Genomic DNA, 19,457 nt, shown 5'->3' on the forward strand with positions numbered 1-19,457 from the left:
CGGGCTAGTCGGCATCAAGACGCAGCCTCCGATCCAGGATGTCGCGCGCGACATCGGTGGCGCTGCGGTTGGTCGCGTAGGCGTGAGCGCGCAGGCGCACCAACGCCTCGGCCGGGTCCATTTCGAGTTGAGCGACCAGCATGCCGGTGGCCTGGCTGACCTCCGTGCGGCTCAACGCATTGAAGTCGGCCCAGGAACTGCTGCTCGCGTCGTTGACAGCGGCCCGTAGATCGGAGGCCATCAGGTCGAGCAGCGGGGCCCCGGCCAATTCGGCCGCGGCGACAGCGCCGGCCAACTCGGCGACGGGCAACTCGCCAGGCTGAATGCGGAAAAGGTCAAGGGCGCCAACGAATTCGCCGGCCAATACAACCGGGACGGCGAAGACGCCGCGAATCTTGTATTCGAGCAACGCTGGACTGTACAGCGGCCACCGAACATTGCCGGGTGTGGCGAGGTCGGCGATCAGGACCGGACCGCGCGTCGCGACGGAGTCCAGGCAGGGACCTTCGCCGATGGTGAATTGCAGTTCGTCGTAGGCCCGTGCGGCCGCATCGCTGGATCCGAACGTTCCGCTGGCGACCCCCGAGAAGACGAGCGAAATGGCCGCCGCATCAATGCCGAACAGCGTGACGCAGGCCTCGCACAAGGAATCTGCCGCGGCGAGGCCTCGCCGGCCGTCGATGGCCGCGCGAAGCTGTGCGTCGATTGCCACCGTCAGCCGATCGACACGAGTTGATCGATCGAGTCGATGGGCAGGTCGCCGTTCACGATGGCCGTGACCGACAACTTGTGCAGGAATATCGCCCCGCGGTGATTGTCCAGGAACGCGATGTCGGCGGCGTCGCGCCCGGTCGCAATGCGAATCAGCGTCTGCCTCGGCGCCAGCAGGGTGCCGTCGACAACCCGCCACTGCCCGCCGACGAAAGCCTCGGCGACGGCATGGAAATCCATCGGATACAAACCGGGTGCGTAGACCGAAACCGCGCGGGCCGGCACCTTGACTGCCCGCAGCAAGGCCACCACCAGGTGTGCGAAGTCGCGGCACACCCCGGCGCCGGCTAGCAGTGTCTCCACCGCCCCGTCGATCGGATCGCTCGATCCCGGAACGTAATTCAGTCGAGTGCCGACCCACAGCGACACTCTCTCCAACAGCGTCGTCGAGTCGACGTAATTGCCGAATTCCCGCCCGGCAAAACCGTAGAGCTTGTCGGCCTCGGCATACCGGCTTGGGCGCAGATACATCGACAGGTCGGCTTCGGTCACCGGCGCCGGATCGGTCCGGCCGACGATCGTCGCGGCATAGTCGACGGTCAGGTAACCCACCGGTACTTCGAGTTTGTGGATGCGGTTGCCGTGGGTTCCGCTGATCTCCAGCGCTTGGACGGGCTTACCGTCTAATACGAACGACAGTCGTTCTGACACAGTAGTATTCGGGTGGGGAGCGACGGCTATCTGGAATTCCAGCGTCGTCGGGTCGGTGATCTCGACCTCGAGTTCGGCGGCCACCTCTCGTTCGAGCTGGCGCTCCATCAGCGATTCCTTGTCCTCGAATGTGATTCCGCGCAGGATCGCCGCTGGCCGAGCACGGTCCCCTCCCGACAGTACACGCGCGGTGTAGCGTCGAGGGGGTTGGCGATTTTCGCACGCAACCAGTTGAGATTGTGTCGTCGCCAACCTGAGTTATCTGGTCGATTCGCGGCCAAGACAGGAGCGTCGCATGACGCTACGTGCAACTGGTAGCGCGCCAGGTTCCACCCACAACGGACCGCAGCACACCCCCCGCCTGCGCCTCAAGCCGAAGGCACCCAGCACGGGTCATGTCGACGGCGCATGGTGGCCGCACAGCGATGATCTTCAGATCGAACTCCCAGATTTATTGGCGGTGCTGTCAGTACGACTCGGCCCGATCGACCGCGTCACCTACAACTTCGCGGATTGGGCGGCTGCGCCGGCCAAATTCTTGATCGGCGGTGAGACGGTTCGACTCAGCGGCTATTACCAACAACAAGGCAATACCCTCGAAGTCATCGGCAACAATCGCAGCAAGCTCGTTCTGCTGGTGGTACCCACTCGCACCGAAGCAGAACACGCGCACGAGATGATGATGTCGGCGGCGACGCCGAAGAACGCGTCCACGGTCGACGGTCTACTGCACAACTAACCGCGAGCCTGCCCCCGCTTGCTGGTCATCTCGGTGACGACCGAGCGGCCTTGCCCGCGAGGCGATTCATGTGCGGCCGCGACCAAAGTGCCGAGCGCACTGACGATTCCGCTCGCGATCTCATCGACCGCGGGCACATTGTCGGGGCACACGCAGACACTGAGATGCATCTCCTCACCGTGGATGGTCGGCGTGATGGTCAACCCACAACCCTCTTCCACCGGCGTCACCGTGTGCATACCGACGACTTCGGCGCCGGCACAATACGCGGACGGTGAGTCTGAAGGCACTGACGAGACACTGCCGTGCGAGACCGGTGTCAGCAGTTGCCGCAAATTCAGCTTTCTCGCAATGCGCACGCCGGCGTCCATCAGTGTCGATGGAATCAATGACGCGATAGCTCTGACATCCTCTGTGAGATAGTCGTTTTCGTCGTCGCGAGAATGTGCCGTGTTCATACTCTCGGTGGCAGTGTGCAGATTTGTCAGCACCTCGATGGGGTCGCCGAGCTGCACCGGGACGCGAATCTGGCCCACTGACTGCGCGAGCGGCATCCACATCACCAACGGATCGTCGGGCACGGTGTCGTGGCGCTGGAGCCACGCTCGCAGCGACAACGTGCAGGCCGCCAACAGCACATTGGTGGCGTCGCCGCCGAAGGCGTTGCTGACCGCGTCCAGGTCGGCCTGCCACACCGAGGCGAACGCGACGGCCCGCCGTTCGGTCAGGGGCGCGGTGAACGGGTTTCGTGACAGCTTTCTGCGCGTCGACGATGCCGCCGGAGGCGCTGAATCCTGTTCGGCGACAAGGTGTGTCCCGCCCAATTGGTCTCGCACCGCGCGCAGCAGGCCGGTCACCGTTCCGGCAACCAGCAGTAGGCTTTTGAATTGGAATTTGAGCAGTTCGGCGATCAGCTCGGCTGCCAATTCACCCGGCTCGGGCAGCTCTGGACTCGGTTGCCTGGGCTGATCGTCGCTGCCAATGTCACGTGGATCTGAGCGCAGCAGCTGCGACCAGATGGCTGCTGTGCCGACTCCACAGTCGCTCAGCACCGGCGACAGCCGCACCACCAATGCCCATCGGCCGGCCGAGAGCCCGTCGATACTCCATGCCTCCCAAGGTATTTCGGACCGATCGCGTGATCCTTCGCTCAGATCCGCGATCAGGTCGGCGAATTCGCGATGACCGCCGGGCACCTGAACCGTGGCACGGTGAATTTGTTCAGACGGGTCGTAGTTGTTGATCTCAGCCCAAAATGGCGGGCCCACGCCAAGCGGCCGGTCCACCAACGTGCTGCGAAAGCGAGTCAGATTCGGCAGTGACGAGGCCACCAGGTGCTGGAGCCGCTCGTGGCTGACGTGGCCGGTCGGCTCCATGACCACGAACGACAGGGTCGGTGCGTGGACCGTCGACCTCTGCATGAGAAGTCGTACGGTCTCGACTGCCGACGACCGGACAGTTGACAATATATGTGCGGGCACACCAACCAACCTCATAGACGGCAGCCCCGCTTCGGGGCCCGGTTGGCAGGTCGCCAAGACGCGGACAACACTACGCCGGTCCGGGCTAGATAGACACCCGCGAAGCCGGAACTGCTTTCACAGGAAAGAGTTCTCCGCGGTGAGCCCGCGCTCTGGGAAGGCGCCCATGGCGAAGGTCTCGGCATTGCCCAGCCCGGTGCCGCCGCCGACGGGATCGTCGATGCGTACCAGTACATCTCGCAACTGGTGCAATTCTCGCGCAACTTCCGGCTTGTCGCATTCGGTGATGTGACTGCCTTCGACCTTGAGGTCGCCCACCCATTGGCCGTACACCCAGTCGTTCCATCCGTAGTACCCGGCGGTGCCGAGGTGAAAGCCACCGGGCCCGGCCGCGGTGATCGTCAGCGGGCGCTTGGATCCGTCGGTGTCGACCAGGGTGATGGTTCCGTGGGTGAACCGCCGGTTGCCGTCCTCGAAGTGCATGTCCTGTTCCACCGACGGGAAGCGGTGCGAGGTGCCGTCAGGATGCTGTTGCTCAGCCTGGCAACGTATTTCGGTGAAGCCGTCGCCACGCTCCTCCTGATACATGACGAACAGCGAATAGGCCGATCCGTCCGGGCGGGTCAGTGTCATCGGCAGCCAGGTCATGAACATCTGCTTGATCTTGCGACTCGCCCGCGGCAGTCCGGGTATCGGCTTGCCGATCCCGGGCCGCAAACCCCAGGAGTGGTCGCGGATCGAAATCCATTGGTCGTCGGTGATTTCGGTGCGCTCACCCTCGATCTCGACCCAGCCGGACGCCACCCCGATCTGGTGATAACGCAGGATGTTGTGGGTCACCCGGTACCCGTCTGGGCTGCGGTCGGGCCACGGATCTTCCAGCGCCGCGTCGAACCGTCCGCGCATAACGACGTCGAAGGCGATCGGCTGGTGCTCGTTCGGGTCCAGGCTGACGCGGATGGCTCGCAGCGGCTCGACCACCTGATAGTGGACCGGCCCCACCTCGGTGCCCGCCGGAGCCGAGGACAGCCGCCGGCCCGCGCGCACGGTCCATTGTTCGGTGCCGCGACACACACCGGCGGCACCGTCGAAGACGCCGCGATTGGTGTACTTGCCTATTCCGAGGACGACCTGCAGCGAGTTGTCGCGCGCATGGGCGATCGTCCAGATCTTTTCCGTCCACGACGGATCTGACTGACTGACGGTGGCGAATGTGTCAACGATCTGGTGGGTGAGCAGTTCGTCCTCGGGTACCAGGGCGCCGTAATTCGTTGACAGCAAATCGTTTACCTTCCCAATGGGGGATCAGCCAGGAAAGAATTTGGTCACCGTCGCTACCTTCCCATCGATCAGGGCCAGCGGTAGGCTCAGTGTGACATTTGACCCCCTAGATGTAAAGGACGCGATGGTGGCTTCCGCGCCTGCCGGCGATGCCGAGCTGTCGACGCGCCGACGGATTCTTGCCGCCACATTCGTCGTGCTCGCACGCGATGGCCGCAGGCGGCTGCAGCTGTCCGACGTCGCCGCTCAGGCCAAGGTGTCGCGCCCCACGCTGTACCGCTATTTCGGCTCGAAGGAGGGACTGCTCGAGGCGTTCGGCCTCTACGAGCAGGACAATTTCGACGCCGGCATCGCCATCGCGATCGCGGGTTTGAGCGGGGCCGATCGGCTCGACGCCGCGTTGCGGTTCGTGGTCGACTTTCAGAGCAGCTATTCGCTGGGCTCACTGGCCGAAGTCGAGCCCGAATATGTTCTGCAGCAGATGAAGCGGGTGCTGCCGATCATGCGTGACCGCATCGCGCGGATCATCGGCGGCGACCAGGCCCACGTCGCTGCATCGGCTGTGGTGCGAATTGCGATGTGCCACTACGTCATCAGCGACGACACCCCGGGAGGTTTCCTCGCCGAACTGCGGCACGCGGCGGGGCTGAGCCGCGCCGCGTTAGACGCCTAGCCAGTCGCCGATCTTCGCCGCAACCAGAGTCGACCATTTACATCTGACCTGTCGTATGTAAATCTGGGTGGCGTGGCGGGAATCGCGCTCGTTCAACGCGACCTCACGGACACCAGAGCCCGGCTCGAGACGTGGTTCAGCCACCGATTCGACGCTGACGCCGCGGTGTCCGAGCTGAAAGCGGCCAACCGCGCGGCCGGCTGGTCAAGCGAAAGCTTGGTGTTCTCCGCCGAGATCGCCGGACGCGCCAGCGAGTACGTGCTGCGGATCCCGCCCGCCGGCGGCGGCATCTACCCGGATTACGACCTGGACGCGCAGACCCGGACCCAGGAGTTCCTGCACGAGCATGAGATCGCGACGCCGTCGCCGATCCTCTACGAGCCCGACGAGTCATGGATCGCCTCCAAGTTTCTGGTGATGCCCCGCATCGTCGGGCACACCCCGTCGGACACCACCTATGCCACGCGTGGCTGGTTGCACGACGCGGGCCCGCAGGTGCAGCGTCGCGCACACGACTCGTTCCTGGAGACACTCGCCGCACTGCAGCGCGTCCCGGCCGACGAGGCGACATGGCTCCACCGGCTTACGGGCACAGGCGTTTCCGCGGAGCTGGCCTGGTGGCAGGACTACGCGGCCTGGGGTACTGACAACCAGATCCCGGACGTCATGACCGAGACGTTCGATTGGCTGCACCGCCATCAGCCCGAAGAGTCCGGCGATCTCGCAGTGTGCTGGAACGACGCCCGGCTGTCCAACGCCATCTTCGACGACGCCGGGCAGATCGTCGGCGTGCTTGATTGGGAGCAAGCGTGCCTGTGTCCGGCTGAAACCGATTTCGCGTGGTGGCTGGCCACCCGTCGACAAATGTTGGAAGTCAACGGCATTGACGCCGATCCCGAGCTGCCCGGATTCGACAGCCGCGAGCAGGTCATCCGCCACTTCGAGGACATGATTGGACGCGAGCTGGTTGCGCTGGACTGGTACGAGATCTTCGCGATGGCGCGGATGGGCTGCTGCATCATGCGCACCCAGGCCCTGCTGCGCAGCATCGGCCAGGGCGACCACTTCCTCACCCGCGCACCGATTCTGCCGGCGTGGACCGTCGCCGCCGTGCGCGCTTAGCAGGTTTCTCACGCTGCTTTGACGTACTACAGCCAGGGCGGCACTATCCACTCGCCGTACGGGCCGACCGCGAGCCGATCGAGAATGCCGGCGTCGTCGAACGCCACCCCGACTTCGCCGACTCCCTCGCTGAAATGTGCCCACCCGTCGACGTGCGCGGGGATGACGAGCCGGGCGCCCAACACTTCGGCGGCCGCCGCGACGCGTTGACCCGTCATCGTCAGCGGACGCCCACGCTCCTTGGCCGTAACCCGGGCCGCGCCGGCGAAGATCACCGCCACATCGACCGGGCCGACCCGCTCGGCGATCTCGCGCACCGCCGCGATCGAGGCGTTGTCGCCGCTGAGGTACACCGTGGGCAGACCGGCGCCGGAGAGCACGAAACCCGTCACCTCGCAGTTGACGTGACCGTCGGCGTCGCGCTGACCATCAGCAGGGCCGTGTACGGCCGGAACCGCTTGCACCGTGACCGCTTTGGCCCCATCGACGGCGGGCAGCTCGAAGCTTTCGAACGGCTTGATGCCGACGGCAGGCTGGCCGAGCCTCGCGGCGGCGCCCGGATTCGTCAACAGCAGCGGGGCGGCGAACGCAACCCGCCGGCCCTCGTCGTCGAAGTTGTCCGGGTGATTGTCGTGGCTGACGAGTACCGCATCGATCGAACCCAGCGCGTCGGGTTGAATCGCCGGCCCGACCAACTTCTTCAGGTAGTCGTGTGGGCCGGGCTCGTCGAACGTCGGGTCGATCAGGAATCGTCGGCCACCGAGGTCGACGACGGTGGTCGGGCCGCCCAGAACGCTGAATGCGACGTCACGCCGTCGGGCGTCTACTCGAGTGCTCACGCCTTGGACTGTAGATGCACTATGGATGGGTGGACATCTACGACGTCATGCGCACCACCGCGGCGGTTCGCACCTATACCGACGATCCCCTGCCCGATGAGGTGCTGGCTCGCATTCTCGACAATGCGCGATTCGCACCCAGCGGGGGCAACCGCCAGGGCGCCCACATCGTGGTGATCCGCGACGGGGCGACGCGGGAAGCGCTCGCCGAGCTGACCAAGACCGGCGCGCGCCGATATGCGGCCCAGTTGGCCAACGGTGAAAGCCCGTGGAACCCGCTGCATCCGCCGGGGCCGACGCCGGATGAGATCGCGGCCACCGACGTGCCCGCTCAATTCACCGCTCCCCTGCACGATGCCGCCGTGGTGCTGGTGGTCTGCGTCGACCTCGAAGTGGTCGCCGCGATGGACCAGGACCTCGACCGGATCGGCGTGATCAGCGGCGCGTCGGTCTACCCGTTGGTGTGGAACATTCTGCTGGCCGCCCGCAACGAAGGCTTCGGCGGCACCATTACCACCATGGCGGTGGCAGAGGAGCCCGGGATCCGCGAATTGCTGCGAATCCCAGACTCATACGCGGTCGCCGCCGTCCTACCGTTGGGCAAACCGCGCCACCAGAAGACCAAACTCAAGCGCGCCAGCGTTGCCGACCTCGCCACTCGGGAGAGGTTCGACGGCGAGGCGTTCGGCAGCTAGTCGGCGATCACCGCGTCGCCGGGCTGCTGCTGGCCGAGCAGCTCGTCCTGGCCGACCTCCGGAAGCGACGAGTCGTGGCCGTTTCCACCGCGCTTGACCGGCTTCTTCTTCGGCGCCTTCGAGCTGTCCGCCGCGACGTGGTGACCGTTGGACGGCAAACCCGCTGCCGCGGCGACCATTTCGATCGCCTTTTCGGTGTACACCCGGTAGCCGAAGTTCGGCTCGTAGCCGTGGATCTCCTTGGTGTCCAGGTCGCGCATGAACTGCAGGATCTCGCGGCTGACCACCTGGCCGGGCACCAGCACCGGAAAGCCCGGGGGGTAGGGCGTCACGTAGGTTGCCGACACCACATCGATTCCGGCATCCAGCTTTTCGTCGATCTGCTCACCCATCAGGTATTCGCAGTTGCTGTCGTCGTAGGACAGGTAAAACGCGCGGCGGACATCGCCCTCTGGCGTGGGCTCGGACCCGCTGTGGTCCCGGAACGCCGGGTGGAATCCGCTGAAATTGCACAGCGGCACCGGACGGTCGGTCAGCCCGTACACCGCCTGCTCGAAGTGGGCGCGCTCACCCAGGCTCATCTCGGAGATCGACTGATCGAGTTCGGCGGCGATGCTGACCAACACTTCGACCAGGAACGCGACCGAGCTACGCGTGGTGCCGATGTTCGTCATGAACAGCACGCTGTTGCGGGAGGTCTTGTTGATCTGAATGCCGTAGCGGTCCATCAACTGTTCGCGTTTGAACGTGTCACCGTCATAGCCGGTTCGGCCGATGGACAACGTGATTCGCGACGGGTCGAGCACGAACTCGTCCTCGCGCCAGGCCGCCATCATGTTGCGCAGACCCGAACGTAGCGGCTGGTCGATCGCGGTCGGACGGAACCGGTCCGGGATGAGGTGCGACGTGCCAAGGCAATTCATGTACTTGCTCAGCAGCGGGTGATTGTCGATCGCGTCCCGCAACTGCATGGCGTTCTCGATCTGGCGCTGCACCAACTCGGCGCCCTCCAGGGCAACCTGACGACGGCCCAGGTCCAGCGAGGCAAGGATCTGGTAGTTGGGCGAGGTCGAGGTGTGCGCCATGTATGCCTCGTGGAACGGCACCGCGACCTTCTGATCGAAGTCCTGATCGTAGACGTGAATCATCGACCCCTGCCGCAGCGCGGTCAGCGTCTTGTGCGTGGACTGCGACGCGTAGACCCGCACCCGCGCCCGCGCCGGGTCGGGCATCAGGCGACTGTCGAGAAGGTCCTCGTCGCTGGGCTTTTGGGTATTCTGGTCGGCCAGATACTTCTCGAACTGCGCCTTGTACTCCGGGCTCTGCAGCCGTTCGCGCACCGCCGCCGCGGAGGCCATCGCGGTGCGGGTGCGATACACCGGGTGGAACCGGGCGAAGGCGAACCACGCCTCGTCCCAGAGGAACACCAGGTCGGGTTTGATCGCGAGGCATTCCTCCATCACCCGCTCGACGTCGTAGACGATCCCGTCGAAGGTGCAGTTCGTCAACGACATCATCTTGACGCGATCGAGCTTGCCGGCCCGCTTGAGCGCCAACAGCTTTGACTTGATCTCGCGCAGCGGCACCGCGCCGTACATCGAGTAGTCGTTCAGCGGATAGGCCTCGAGGTACACGACATTCGCGCCGGCCATCATCATGCCGTAGTGGTGCGACTGGTGGCAGTTACGGTCCAGCAGCACGATGTCGCCGGGCGCCACCACCGCCTGGGTGATGATCTTGTTGGCGGTCGACGTTCCGTTGGTGACGAAATAGGTGTGCCGTGAGCCATAAGCTTTCGACGCGAGCTGTTGGGACTCACGAAGCGGACCCGTCGGCTCCAGCAGCGAGTCCAGACCACCGCACGTCGCCGACGTCTCGGCCATGAATACTTCCAGGCCGTAGAAGCCGACCATGTCTTTGATCCAGTGCGAGTTGACAATCGACTTGCCTTGCGAGATCGGCAGCGCGTGGAAGACACCGGTGGGCCGGTGGCTGTACTGTTTGAGCGCGCTGAAGAACGGTGTGCGGTACCGCGCGGCGACCCCGTGCAATATCGACAGGTGCAGTTCGAGCATGCCTTCGCGGGCATGGAACACCCGGCGGAAGTACTGACCCAGCCGGCCGGCGATGTCCTCCACGTCGATCTCGGTCATCAAGTACAGGTCGAGTTCGGGCCGCAGCTTGCTCAGCGATGTCGCCAGAATCTGCGCGCGCTCCTCGGGCGAGTAATGGTCGGCCAATTCATGCGACACCCCGTCATCGACGAACTCCGACAGCGAGGACAGATCGCGGGTCGATTGGTGCGAGAAGCGCCGCCGGATCACCACCGCCTGCAGGTTCACGTTGAGCCGCGCAGCGATCAGCGCCTCGTCACCACTGGCCACCACGACAAGTTCGTAGACGAATTCATCGTCCGGGCGGCGCCACTTGCGGACCTCGTTACGCAGCGCACGTTCCTGGGCGTCGGTCATCTTCTCGACGACGAGCACCTCGAAGTACGGGCGTTCGCGCTCTGCCTCGGTCTGACCCTCGAGTTGCCGCGGGTCGGACGGGAACATGTCCAGTTCGTCGGCGCCGGCGTTCTCGACGTCGCCGGTGCGGTACGACTCCTGGGTCAGCGCCCGGTTGATCCGCGCAACCACCTGGGAGAACTTCTCGTAGCTGCCACCGGTGAAAAGCCTTTGCACGCGGGCGAATTGCGGCGAGCCCGGATATGCCCAGTAGGGTTCCAGAGTGCTCAACCGGCCCAGCAAGTCTTGGCAGGACGCCACACACTTCTCTTTCAGCTTTCCTGCGGTGTCCGGACGGGTCAGCCGATCGGCCGCTTCCTCCAACCGGCACCAGGAGTCACTGCGGACTTGCCACAGACTGTTGTAAGCGCGCAGGTGTTCTGTCATGGCGGCCGCTTCCCGATGTGTCGAGCCCGATGCGTCGAGTCAAGGTTCGCAGACCCGACGCGCGCCCTGGTGGCCAGAAGACAAACACTCGGCGTCCGTCGCGTGTCCGCCGCGCCGGGTTGCGGGGCAGGGCCCGCCCGAGCTCGTTGCGAGGGACATCGAGTCGGGCGAGCCCTGCCAGTCATGGGAACGCAGCTACAGGCGGTCCATCTCGCGGGCCATCCGTGACCGCTCCAGGTAGCCGAGATCCGTCGGGTAGTGCGGTCGGGGCGGCGGCAGCCGCAGCGAGGTCGCAGCGGTACGCACCGCACCGATGAACCGATGCGGCAGCGACGCCCGGCGCGGCGAGGTCGCCGCACTGGTACCGAACAGCACCTCCTGCTCGGTGATCAGAACGGGCGCCCTCGACGTTTCGTTCGTGCTCGCGGTCAGCGGCTCGACATCGCCGATTTCGCTGTGCGTCTCGGATGCCGTTGTCAATTGCGACATTTCGCCTCCTTCTATCAATGTGCCGTCCCTTGGCAGACGTGCCTGATAGACATCGAGTTTCGTCCGGAGGCAGATCGGCCACCAGAAGGCGGACACCACATCTGTGGTGGTGCCTACACCCGGGTGTCTGCATCGGTGCAGCGCGGCAGCAGAATGCCCGAGACGGCTTCCAGCCGCGATATCGGTTGGCTATCCTCATCATCGAGGAAGGACGGCGGTGCGATGAGTGGTCCAATTTCGGTCGTCATTGCCGAAGACAGTCTCCTGGTGCGAGACAGTGTCCATCGGGCGTTGTCTACTGATCCCGATATGAATGTCGTTGGAGTTGCCGATGATTACGACTCCGCCGTCGGACTCATCGAGAGGCATCACCCGACCATGTTGCTCACCGACGTTCGGATGCCACCCACGTCGACCGATGAGGGCATTCGCCTGGCCCGCTGGATGCGGACGGCGCACCCGGACATCGGCGTGATCGTCCTGTCCCAGTACGCCGATCCGCGCTACGCGACCGGCCTGCTGGATGGCGGCACCGCATCACGCGGCTATCTCCTGAAGGAACGCGTCTCGCATTTCGACCAACTCAGCGACGCCGTGCACCAAGTCGCCGCCGGCGGGACGGTGCTCGATCCGCTGGTGGTCGAGGCCCTGCTGGCTCAGCCAAGCTCGGCCGCGACGCTGAGCCGGTTGACCCCCAGAGAACGGGAGGTGCTGGCCGAACTGGCCACCGGGCTCAGCAACCGCACCGTGGCCAAGCGGCTGGTTCTCACTCAGCGGGCGGTGGAGAAACACATCAATTCGATCTTCGCCAAGCTCGGCCTGACCGTCGACGACTCGGTTGATCGGCGGGTCAAGGCCGTGTTGATGTTCCTCGACAACAACTCCGCACCCGAGACGTGATGTGCGCACCATGGAAAGTGTGGTGTGTACACCCCTGGCGGGCTGTGGCTTCGCGCCGCATCATCCGAAGATGGCAGACGAACGGGTACGTGTCTGGGTCGTCGACGATCAGGCTGGTTTCCGGCTCGCCACAGCTGAAACCGTTTCTGCCACAGCGGGCTTTGCTCTAGCCGGCGATTACGAGACCGGTGAATCCGCGATCGACCTCATTCCGGAGGGCAGTGCGGGGATCGTGCTGATGGACATCCACATGCCCGGAATGGGTGGCATCGAGGCCACCCGCCGACTCCGCGTCGCCCATCCAGATCTGATCGTCCTACTGACGTCGACCTATGACGTCGAGGATCTTCCGCCGGAGGTCGCAGATTGCGGTGCTGCGGCCTACTTACACAAAGAAGACCTGAGCCCTGAGCTGCTGACCCGGACATGGCGAACACACCACTGAACTCCGCGGCAGCGGCCGAATCGGTGCCCTACTGGCGGGCGCCGCAAGTGCTGTTGAACGCGGCGGTCCGATCGTCGTCGTTGCTGCCTCACGACCTCGTCAACCGCTTCACAGTCGAACGCTTTCAGCTGTTCCTCACCGGCTATCTGGCCATGTACGGCGGTGCCGGCGTGCTGCTGCCGCTGTGGGAATACCTGTGGGTGCTGCGATCCGCCTGGTTCCTGGCCATCGCCGCGATCTGCACCGGCCAGTGCCTGGTGCTGGCAGTTGCGTTGGCGTTGGCGCGTCGCCGCAGACATGCACAGTCGATCACCGTTGCCTGCATCGGTAACTGGGCCGCCGTCCTGCTCATCACGTTGGTCGCGCCGCACCTGCTGCCGGTGATGGTGCTAGCCGCCCTGGTGCCCGTCGTATTCGCCCAGCCCTACATCCGTTGGCAGCGGGGACTGGTTTTCGCGGGGATCACGGCAGGCTGCGTGTTGGCCCTGGCGGTGCTGGCCCGCTTCCAGCATTTCGTGCACCTGGCCGTGGAACCGCCTCGCTGGATCGAAAACGCATTCATCCTGGTGGCATTGCCGATGCACGCCTTTCACCTGCTGGTGATCGCGTTCAACAACGCCGGCGCTCTGGCGGTGTCCGAGCAGATGCTCGCTGAGCGGGCCGCCGAGGTCGAGGCGTCACGACGCCGGCTGGTCACCGCCGCCGACGAGGAACGGCGCCGCCTCGAGCGTGATCTGCACGACGGCGCCCAACAGCATCTCGTCGCGTTGGCGGTGCTCATCCAGCTCGCCCGCAGCGCTGAGCACACCAAGTCTGCGCCGCTGCTCGCCGAAGCGTCCGGCCTGTTGGAAAACGCAATCGCGGAGATCCGCAGGCTCGCCCACGGCATCTACCCGCCGTCGCTCGTCAGCGGGGGTCTGCCGCACGCCCTGTCTTCGGTGGCCGCTCATTCCCCGGTTGCGCTCCATCTCGACCTACCGGACCTGCAGCGCTATCCGGCTCCGGTCGAAGCCGCGCTGTATTTCTGTTGCAGTGAAGCGCTGCAGAATGCCGCCAAGCACGGCGGCCCGGGCACCGCGGTCACCATCGCCGCCCGTGCCGACACCGAAACGCTCACCCTCACGATCAGCGACACCGGCCGCGGGTTCGAGCCGGCCACCAGCGGCACCGGGCTGGCCAACATGACCGACCGAGTGTCAGCGATCGGCGGGATACTGACGATCGATACCGCGCCGGGACGCGGCACGCGCATCATCGCCGTCGTAGAGACTGCGGCACAACCGAATTCAGTGACATCCGTTGCAAACGGTCAGACGTCGTGAATGCCGATCAGACCGTCCTGGATGGCGCGGGCGAACAACGCCGCCTTCGACGGGGCGGGACGGTCGATCTCACTGTAGCGGCGCCGAATCCTCTGTAGATGGGTCCTGACGGTGCTGGGCGCGATATGCAGTTTCTTGCTGACCGAGTCCTTATTGTCGGTGAGCAACCATTCGATGAGGACCCGTCGTTCTTGCGCGGTGAGTTCCGGGCGCCCGAATTGCTTTGCCTCCTGCTCGGCGGCCGCGGCGAGTGGTCCGCGAGATTCCGTGCCGAGTTGAGCCGCGGTGATTGCCTCGATGAGGTGTCGCGGCGACTCAGACTTCACGATGTAGTTGGCCGCGCCGGCGTCCAGGCAGCTCAGGATGATCTCGGCGGACGCGATGCGTGAGTATGCCACCACCCGATGCATGAGTTCGCATAGCTGGTGCAGGCCAGCGTAATCGGGCCGTTGCTCGCCGCGCTCGGGGTCGTAGATGATCACTTCGGTTGCGGTCGACTGGCGCTGATGCTCGGTCAGGAATTCAGGAACCGAACGGTAGGCATGCACGGCGCCGGTCAGGATGGACGCCTCCGCGACCCAATTCCGGACACCGGTGTGAATAATCGGCTGGTCGTCGATCACGACCAGCGGGACGATGCGGTCCATCCGACCCCTTGAATAGGACATCCGATATCTGGTACGCCGAGTACCGGGTGCGAGATTAGCGGGACAACCCGTACCATGTAAAGCATGGGTCCTGGCGCGCCCGATGAGGCCGCATCCCCGCCCGTGGACGGGCGCGCCGCGCGCTGGTCGGGTCAGCGGGAGAAGCGACGGGCCGAATTCGTCGAGGCCGCGCTGGACGCGATCGCCCAGTACGGCCCGCAGGCGTCCATCGAGCAGGTCGCCGACCACGTCGGGGTCACCCGGACAAAGCTCTACCGGTACTTCGACAGTGCGGCCGACCTGCACCGCAGTGTCGCCCGGCGGGCCAGCGACATGCTCACCGTCAAGCAAACCCTGATCTGGGACGGGCCGCTCAGCCCGATGCAGGTGGTCAGAAGCACGGTGTCGATGCATGTGCGGTGGCGCATGGAGCACCCAAACCTGTACGAGTACCTGACCTGCCACCCGCTCAGCGACGATGACGACGGCGTCTCCGCGATCGACCAGGTGAACAAGACCGTCGCTGCGAATCTCGGCGGAGTGATCGCGGCGTTCTACCGCACCCTCGGGCTAGACGAGCGACCAGCATTGCCACTCAGCATCGGGGCGGTCGGGTTCGTCGAGTCCGCGGTGACGCACTGGCTCAAGGATCCCGCAGCTCTGCCCCGACGGGAATTCGTCGCCCAACTCGCCGAGTGGATGTGGTCGCTGCTGAGTTGCACAATGCTCAAAGGCGGGATCAACATCGACCCGCACGAACCCATTGCTCCGCTGAACCCCATCGTGGAATCTCCGGTGGCATAAGGATCGCGCCCGGCCCGCAGCTGAAAACTGTTGCTGCGGAACCGATTAACCGCTGACTCGGTGGCAGATCCAGGATTCGAACCTGGGTAGGCGTTAGCCGACGGATTTACAGTCCGCTCCCATTGGCCGCTCGGGCAATCTGCCGGTGTATTACGGGTAGCTAGCCTACAACGAAGATGTACTGAGATAACAAACGGCCAACACCGATGGAAGGAGACGTATCCGATGGCGGATTCATCGTTTGACGTCGTGAGCAAACTCGATCGCCAAGAGGTCGACAACGCTCTCAACCAAGCTGCCAAGGAACTCGGCACCCGATTCGACTTCCGCGGCACCGACACCAAGATCGCCTGGAAGGGCGACGAGGCGATCGAGCTGACCAGCTCCACCGAGGAGCGGGTCAAGGCGGCCGTCGACGTGTTCAAGGAGAAGCTGATCCGGCGCGACATCAGCCTCAAGGCGTTCGACGCCGGCGAGCCGCAAGCGTCCGGCAAGACCTACAAGGTCACCGGCACCCTCAAAGAGGGCATTACCAGCGAAACCGCCAAGAAGATCACCAAACTGATCCGCGACGATGGACCCAAGAGCGTCAAAACCCAGATACAGGGCGAAGAGGTCAGGGTGAGCAGCAAAAAACGCGACGACCTGCAGGAGGTTCAGGCGCTGCTGAAGAAGTCCGATCTCGACGTCGCGCTGCAGTTCGTCAACTACCGGTAACGTGATCGCTGCCACATCGCCGCCGGAGAAGCGAGGTTTGTGATGAGCGTGACCGACGTCGACGTCGTCATCATCGGTGCGGGCATCTCCGGCCTGGGAGCCGCGTATCGCATCACCGAGCGCAATCCGGGCACCAGCTACGTCATCCTGGAGCGCCGCGAGCAACTCGGCGGCACCTGGGACTTGTTCCGCTACCCGGGGGTGCGCTCCGACAGCAGCATCTTCACCTTGTGCTTTCCCTGGGAGCCGTGGACGGAGAAGGAACGGGTGGCCGATGGGTCCGACATCCGCGGGTACCTGAAGGACACTGCGCACAAGTACGGCATCGACGAGCACATCGTGTTCAACTCCCACGTCTGCGGCGCGGACTGGGATTCCTCGACCGACACCTGGACCGTCACCGCAGAGCAGAACGGCACCGAAAGGACCTACCGCGGCCGCTTCGTGTTCTTCGGGTCCGGCTATTACAACTACGACGAGGGCTACACCCCCGACTTCCCGGGCTTGAAGGAGTTCGACGGCATCATCGTCCACCCGCAGCACTGGCCCGAAGACCTCGATTACCGGGGCAAGAAGATCGTGGTCATCGGAAGCGGTGCAACCGCGATGTCGCTAATTCCGTCGCTGGCCCAGCGGGCGTCGAAGGTGACCATGCTGCAGCGCTCCCCCACCTACCTGTTCTCGGCGGCCAAGAGCAGTGGGGCGACGAACTTTGTGCGAAAGATTCTGCCGCGCAGACTTTCTCATTCGTATGCCCGGCAAAGCAATGCGTTGATGGAAGGCGTGATTTGGTTCTTGGCCCGGACTGTCCCGGGTTTTGTGAAGTGGTGGATCCGCCAGATCGCGGTGCACTCATTGCCTGAGGGTTACGACGTCGACACGCACTTCAAGCCGCGCTACAACCCGTGGGATCAGCGACTGTGCCTGATTCCCGACGCCGACCTGTATGTCGCGATCGGCGACGGCCGCGCCGAGGTGGTGACCGATCACATCGACCACTTCGATTCCACCGGAATCGCTTTGAAATCCGGCGGACACCTGGACGCCGACGTGATCGTGACCGCGACCGGTCTGCAACTGCAGGCGTTGGGCGGGGTGGCGGTGTCGATGGACGGCGCCGAGGTCAAGCCGCAGGACCGGTTCGTCTACAAGGCCCACATGCTAGAGGAAGTGCCCAATCTGTTCTGGTGCGTCGGCTATACGAACGCCTCATGGACGCTGCGCGCCGACATGACCGCCCGCGCGACGGCAAAGTTGTTGGACCACATGGCCTCTCACGGCTACACCCACGCCTACCCACATCTGGCCGGCGAGCCGATGCCGGAGAAGTCCGCCTGGGACATCCAGGCCGGCTACGTGCTGCGTGCCCCGCACGCGCTGCCGAAGTCGGGGATCAAGCGGCCGTGGAACGTTCGGCAGAACTACTACGCCGACGCCATCGACTACCGGTTCGACCGGATCACCGAGGCGATGGTGTTCGGTCGCGTCGAGCAGAAAACCGCGCTGGCCGGATAACCCCGCTCGATCTGGCCAACCGCCGGTAAAGATCAGCCGTCGGCAATACGCTGGTCGCCATGGCAGCTACGCGCGATCCCAAGGTCGTTGTTCTGGGCGGGGGCTCCTGGGGCACCACCGTCGCATCGGTCTGCGCACGCCGCGGGCCGACGCTGCAATGGGTGCGTTCGGAGGAGACCGCCAAGGACATCAACGAGAACCACCGCAACACCAAATACCTTGGCGAAGAACACGTCCTGTCCGAGAGCCTGCGCGCCACTACCGACTTCGCCGAGGCCGCGCAGTGCGCCGATGTGGTCGTGATGGGAGTGCCGTCGCACGGATTCCGTGGCGTGCTCACCGAGTTGGCGTCCGAACTGCGGCCGTGGGTGCCGGTGGTGTCGTTGGTCAAAGGCCTCGAGCAGGGCACCAACATGCGGATGTCGCAGATCGTCGACGAAGTGCTGCCCGGCCACCCGGCCGGCATCCTGGCCGGGCCCAACATCGCCCGCGAGGTCGCCGAGGGTTACGCCGCCGCGGCGGTGCTGGCGATGCCCGACCAGCACCTGGCCGCGCAGCTCGGTCACCTGTTCCGTACCAAGCGTTTTCGCGTCTACACGATCGACGATGTGTTGGGCGTGGAGATGGCCGGTGCGTTGAAGAACGTCTACGCAATCGCGGTCGGGATGGGCTACTCGCTCGGGATCGGTGAGAACACCCGCGCGATGGTGATCTCGCGCTCGGTGCGCGAGATGTCGAAGCTGGGCGAGGCGATGGGCGGACAGCGTGACACCTTCGCCGGTCTGGCCGGCATGGGCGATCTGATCGTCACGTGCACCAGCCAGCGCAGCCGGAACCGGCACGTCGGCGAGCAGCTCGGCTCGGGCAAATCCATCGACGAGATCATCTCGTCGATGAACCAGGTCGCCGAGGGGGTCAAGGCCGCCAGCGTGATCATGGAGTTCGCCGACAAGTACGGGCTGAACATGCCGATCGCGCGCGAGGTCGACGGCGTGGTCAACCACGGCGCGACGGTCGAAGACGCCTATCGCGGGCTGGCCGCGGAGACGCCCGGGCACGAAGTGCACGGCTCCGGTTTCTAGAACAAGCTGATGGGCGGCCGGTCCGCCAGCTTCGAGACCACCCACTGATTCAGCGACACGTTCTGCTCGGCGGCTTCGACGGTGAGCCGCGAGTGCAACATCGGCGAGGTTCGCACCAGAAACGTGCCGCTGAATTTCCGATCGGTGAGCGGTGGCGGGATATCGCCCTCGCGCTCGTCGACGTACTCGTCGACCGCTCGATCGATGGCCGCGATCGCGTCGGTGAGCGTCGGCGCATGTTCGGACAGCCACGGCAGTTCCAGGCATCGAGCGACGTATTCGCCGAATTCCGAGGACCATTCGGCGCGGTAGGTGTAGCGATTCACCTCTTGGGTGATACCAGTCAGGCGTCCGATTCGGGATTCGGCCTGTGGACAGTCACACAGA

Annotated in this window: 21 protein-coding genes and 1 tRNA gene; 11 read left to right on the forward strand and 11 right to left on the reverse strand. The window is 64.6% G+C overall.

The features are described 5' to 3' along the window. Window positions 1-4: 4 nt before the first annotated feature. Window positions 5-712 carry a GAF and ANTAR domain-containing protein gene (locus ACQY5A_RS21920; RefSeq protein WP_428342393.1) on the reverse strand — a complete coding sequence of 236 codons (708 nt, stop codon included), beginning with the start codon at window positions 710-712 and terminating at the stop codon, window positions 5-7. A 2-nt stretch (window positions 713-714) separates the two neighbouring features. Continuing rightward, the gene (locus ACQY5A_RS21925; RefSeq protein WP_428342394.1) at window positions 715-1,530 is read right to left on the reverse strand and encodes a transglutaminase-like domain-containing protein; all 816 of its coding nucleotides are present in this window, start codon (window positions 1,528-1,530) and stop codon (window positions 715-717) included. 187 nt (window positions 1,531-1,717) lie between these two features. On the opposite strand from ACQY5A_RS21925, the gene ACQY5A_RS21930 reads away from it, so the two are divergent. Next, the gene (locus ACQY5A_RS21930) at window positions 1,718-2,161 is read left to right on the forward strand and encodes a DUF5994 family protein (protein ID WP_428342395.1); all 444 of its coding nucleotides are present in this window, start codon (window positions 1,718-1,720) and stop codon (window positions 2,159-2,161) included. Here ACQY5A_RS21930 and ACQY5A_RS21935 read toward each other — a convergent pair. Together ACQY5A_RS21935 and ACQY5A_RS21940 are read right to left on the reverse strand one after the other, a co-directional pair. Continuing rightward, entirely contained in the window at window positions 2,158-3,543 is a 1,386-nt protein-coding gene (locus ACQY5A_RS21935) for a wax ester/triacylglycerol synthase domain-containing protein (RefSeq protein WP_428342396.1), read from the reverse strand. The genes ACQY5A_RS21930 and ACQY5A_RS21935 overlap by 4 nt on opposite strands. A 216-nt stretch (window positions 3,544-3,759) precedes the next feature. Next, window positions 3,760-4,923, reverse strand: a complete 1,164-nt coding sequence (locus ACQY5A_RS21940) for a hypothetical protein (RefSeq protein WP_428342397.1) — start codon at window positions 4,921-4,923, stop codon at window positions 3,760-3,762. A gap of 124 nt (window positions 4,924-5,047) precedes the next feature. Between ACQY5A_RS21940 and ACQY5A_RS21945 the strand changes: the two genes are divergently transcribed. After that, complete coding sequence (locus ACQY5A_RS21945; protein WP_428342398.1) at window positions 5,048-5,596, forward strand: TetR/AcrR family transcriptional regulator; 549 nt, start codon at window positions 5,048-5,050, stop codon at window positions 5,594-5,596. 72 nt (window positions 5,597-5,668) lie between these two features. Continuing rightward, window positions 5,669-6,718, forward strand: coding sequence for a phosphotransferase family protein (locus ACQY5A_RS21950; RefSeq protein ID WP_428342399.1), 1,050 nt, complete (start codon window positions 5,669-5,671; stop codon window positions 6,716-6,718). A gap of 26 nt (window positions 6,719-6,744) precedes the next feature. Here the strand turns inward: ACQY5A_RS21950 and ACQY5A_RS21955 are convergent, their stop codons facing one another. Next, a complete protein-coding gene (locus ACQY5A_RS21955) occupies window positions 6,745-7,557 on the reverse strand; it encodes an MBL fold metallo-hydrolase (protein WP_428342400.1) in 813 nt (270 codons plus the stop codon). A 29-nt stretch (window positions 7,558-7,586) separates the two neighbouring features. Between ACQY5A_RS21955 and ACQY5A_RS21960 the strand changes: the two genes are divergently transcribed. After that, the gene (locus ACQY5A_RS21960) at window positions 7,587-8,252 is read left to right on the forward strand and encodes a nitroreductase family protein (protein WP_428342401.1); all 666 of its coding nucleotides are present in this window, start codon (window positions 7,587-7,589) and stop codon (window positions 8,250-8,252) included. On the opposite strand, the gene ACQY5A_RS21965 is transcribed toward ACQY5A_RS21960, so the two are convergent. The 3 genes from ACQY5A_RS21965 to ACQY5A_RS21975 form a co-directional block, all read right to left on the reverse strand. Then, the gene (locus ACQY5A_RS21965) at window positions 8,249-11,149 is read right to left on the reverse strand and encodes an aminotransferase class I/II-fold pyridoxal phosphate-dependent enzyme (protein WP_428342402.1); all 2,901 of its coding nucleotides are present in this window, start codon (window positions 11,147-11,149) and stop codon (window positions 8,249-8,251) included. The two genes, ACQY5A_RS21960 and ACQY5A_RS21965, sit on opposite strands and share 4 nt — an antisense overlap. A gap of 195 nt (window positions 11,150-11,344) precedes the next feature. Continuing rightward, a complete protein-coding gene (locus tag ACQY5A_RS21970; RefSeq protein WP_428342403.1) occupies window positions 11,345-11,638 on the reverse strand; it encodes a hypothetical protein in 294 nt (97 codons plus the stop codon). Between the two features lie 113 nt (window positions 11,639-11,751). Further along, window positions 11,752-11,886, reverse strand: a complete 135-nt coding sequence (locus tag ACQY5A_RS21975) for a hypothetical protein (protein ID WP_428342404.1) — start codon at window positions 11,884-11,886, stop codon at window positions 11,752-11,754. 19 nt (window positions 11,887-11,905) lie between these two features. Between ACQY5A_RS21975 and ACQY5A_RS21980 the strand changes: the two genes are divergently transcribed. The 3 genes from ACQY5A_RS21980 (at window position 11,906) to ACQY5A_RS21990 (ending at window position 14,305) form a co-directional block, all read left to right on the forward strand. Further along, window positions 11,906-12,538 (forward strand): LuxR C-terminal-related transcriptional regulator, encoded by a 633-nt coding sequence (locus ACQY5A_RS21980; protein WP_428342405.1) that lies wholly within the window; start codon window positions 11,906-11,908, stop codon window positions 12,536-12,538. A 70-nt stretch (window positions 12,539-12,608) separates the two neighbouring features. Next, complete coding sequence (locus tag ACQY5A_RS21985) at window positions 12,609-12,983, forward strand: response regulator (RefSeq protein WP_428342406.1); 375 nt, start codon at window positions 12,609-12,611, stop codon at window positions 12,981-12,983. After that, on the forward strand, window positions 12,965-14,305 hold the full coding sequence (locus tag ACQY5A_RS21990) for a sensor histidine kinase (RefSeq protein WP_428342407.1): 1,341 nt from the start codon (window positions 12,965-12,967) through the stop codon (window positions 14,303-14,305). Before ACQY5A_RS21985 ends, ACQY5A_RS21990 begins: the two co-directional genes overlap by 19 nt. Here ACQY5A_RS21990 and ACQY5A_RS21995 read toward each other — a convergent pair. Next, window positions 14,293-14,952 (reverse strand): DNA-binding response regulator, encoded by a 660-nt coding sequence (locus tag ACQY5A_RS21995; protein WP_428342408.1) that lies wholly within the window; start codon window positions 14,950-14,952, stop codon window positions 14,293-14,295. The two genes, ACQY5A_RS21990 and ACQY5A_RS21995, sit on opposite strands and share 13 nt — an antisense overlap. An 84-nt stretch (window positions 14,953-15,036) precedes the next feature. Here ACQY5A_RS21995 and ACQY5A_RS22000 point away from each other — a divergent pair, with 84 nt between their 5' ends. Then, on the forward strand, window positions 15,037-15,756 hold the full coding sequence (locus ACQY5A_RS22000) for a TetR/AcrR family transcriptional regulator (RefSeq protein WP_428342409.1): 720 nt from the start codon (window positions 15,037-15,039) through the stop codon (window positions 15,754-15,756). Between the two features lie 61 nt (window positions 15,757-15,817). On the opposite strand, the gene ACQY5A_RS22005 is transcribed toward ACQY5A_RS22000, so the two are convergent. Continuing rightward, window positions 15,818-15,900, reverse strand: a tRNA-Tyr gene (locus tag ACQY5A_RS22005). Between the two features lie 81 nt (window positions 15,901-15,981). Here ACQY5A_RS22005 and ACQY5A_RS22010 point away from each other — a divergent pair. Genes ACQY5A_RS22010 through ACQY5A_RS22020 form a run of 3 tightly spaced genes read left to right on the forward strand, consistent with a single transcriptional unit; the run spans window position 15,982 to window position 19,070 of the window. Beyond that, the gene (locus ACQY5A_RS22010; RefSeq protein WP_428342410.1) at window positions 15,982-16,473 is read left to right on the forward strand and encodes a YajQ family cyclic di-GMP-binding protein; all 492 of its coding nucleotides are present in this window, start codon (window positions 15,982-15,984) and stop codon (window positions 16,471-16,473) included. A 42-nt stretch (window positions 16,474-16,515) separates the two neighbouring features. Then, the gene (locus ACQY5A_RS22015) at window positions 16,516-17,988 is read left to right on the forward strand and encodes a flavin-containing monooxygenase (protein ID WP_428342411.1); all 1,473 of its coding nucleotides are present in this window, start codon (window positions 16,516-16,518) and stop codon (window positions 17,986-17,988) included. 59 nt (window positions 17,989-18,047) lie between these two features. After that, window positions 18,048-19,070, forward strand: a complete 1,023-nt coding sequence (locus ACQY5A_RS22020) for an NAD(P)H-dependent glycerol-3-phosphate dehydrogenase (RefSeq protein ID WP_428342412.1) — start codon at window positions 18,048-18,050, stop codon at window positions 19,068-19,070. On the opposite strand, the gene ACQY5A_RS22025 is transcribed toward ACQY5A_RS22020, so the two are convergent. Next, on the reverse strand, window positions 19,067-19,396 hold the full coding sequence (locus tag ACQY5A_RS22025; RefSeq protein ID WP_428342413.1) for a type II toxin-antitoxin system HicB family antitoxin: 330 nt from the start codon (window positions 19,394-19,396) through the stop codon (window positions 19,067-19,069). The genes ACQY5A_RS22020 and ACQY5A_RS22025 overlap by 4 nt on opposite strands. Window positions 19,397-19,457: the final 61 nt, after the last annotated feature.

Origin of the sequence: Mycobacterium sp., from assembly GCF_965277065.1 — a bacterium.
Taxonomy (GTDB): Bacteria; Actinomycetota; Actinomycetes; order Mycobacteriales; family Mycobacteriaceae; genus Mycobacterium.

Excerpts from the sequence above, each read along its gene's own strand:
- ACQY5A_RS21925 (WP_428342394.1), bottom strand. The coding sequence starts at position 1,530 with ATGGAGCGCCAGCTCGAACGAGAGGTGGCCGCCGAACTCGAGGTCGAG.
- ACQY5A_RS21930 (WP_428342395.1), top strand. The coding sequence starts at position 1,718 with ATGACGCTACGTGCAACTGGTAGCGCGCCAGGTTCCACCCACAACGGA.
- ACQY5A_RS21945 (WP_428342398.1), top strand. The coding sequence starts at position 5,048 with ATGGTGGCTTCCGCGCCTGCCGGCGATGCCGAGCTGTCGACGCGCCGA.
- ACQY5A_RS21965 (WP_428342402.1), bottom strand. The coding sequence starts at position 11,149 with ATGACAGAACACCTGCGCGCTTACAACAGTCTGTGGCAAGTCCGCAGT.
- ACQY5A_RS21970 (WP_428342403.1), bottom strand. The coding sequence starts at position 11,638 with ATGTCGCAATTGACAACGGCATCCGAGACGCACAGCGAAATCGGCGAT.
- ACQY5A_RS21975 (WP_428342404.1), bottom strand. The coding sequence starts at position 11,886 with ATGACGACCGAAATTGGACCACTCATCGCACCGCCGTCCTTCCTCGAT.
- ACQY5A_RS21985 (WP_428342406.1), top strand. The coding sequence starts at position 12,609 with ATGGCAGACGAACGGGTACGTGTCTGGGTCGTCGACGATCAGGCTGGT.
- ACQY5A_RS21990 (WP_428342407.1), top strand. The coding sequence starts at position 12,965 with ATGGCGAACACACCACTGAACTCCGCGGCAGCGGCCGAATCGGTGCCC.
- ACQY5A_RS21995 (WP_428342408.1), bottom strand. The coding sequence starts at position 14,952 with ATGGACCGCATCGTCCCGCTGGTCGTGATCGACGACCAGCCGATTATT.
- ACQY5A_RS22000 (WP_428342409.1), top strand. The coding sequence starts at position 15,037 with ATGGGTCCTGGCGCGCCCGATGAGGCCGCATCCCCGCCCGTGGACGGG.
- ACQY5A_RS22010 (WP_428342410.1), top strand. The coding sequence starts at position 15,982 with ATGGCGGATTCATCGTTTGACGTCGTGAGCAAACTCGATCGCCAAGAG.
- ACQY5A_RS22015 (WP_428342411.1), top strand. The coding sequence starts at position 16,516 with ATGAGCGTGACCGACGTCGACGTCGTCATCATCGGTGCGGGCATCTCC.
- ACQY5A_RS22020 (WP_428342412.1), top strand. The coding sequence starts at position 18,048 with ATGGCAGCTACGCGCGATCCCAAGGTCGTTGTTCTGGGCGGGGGCTCC.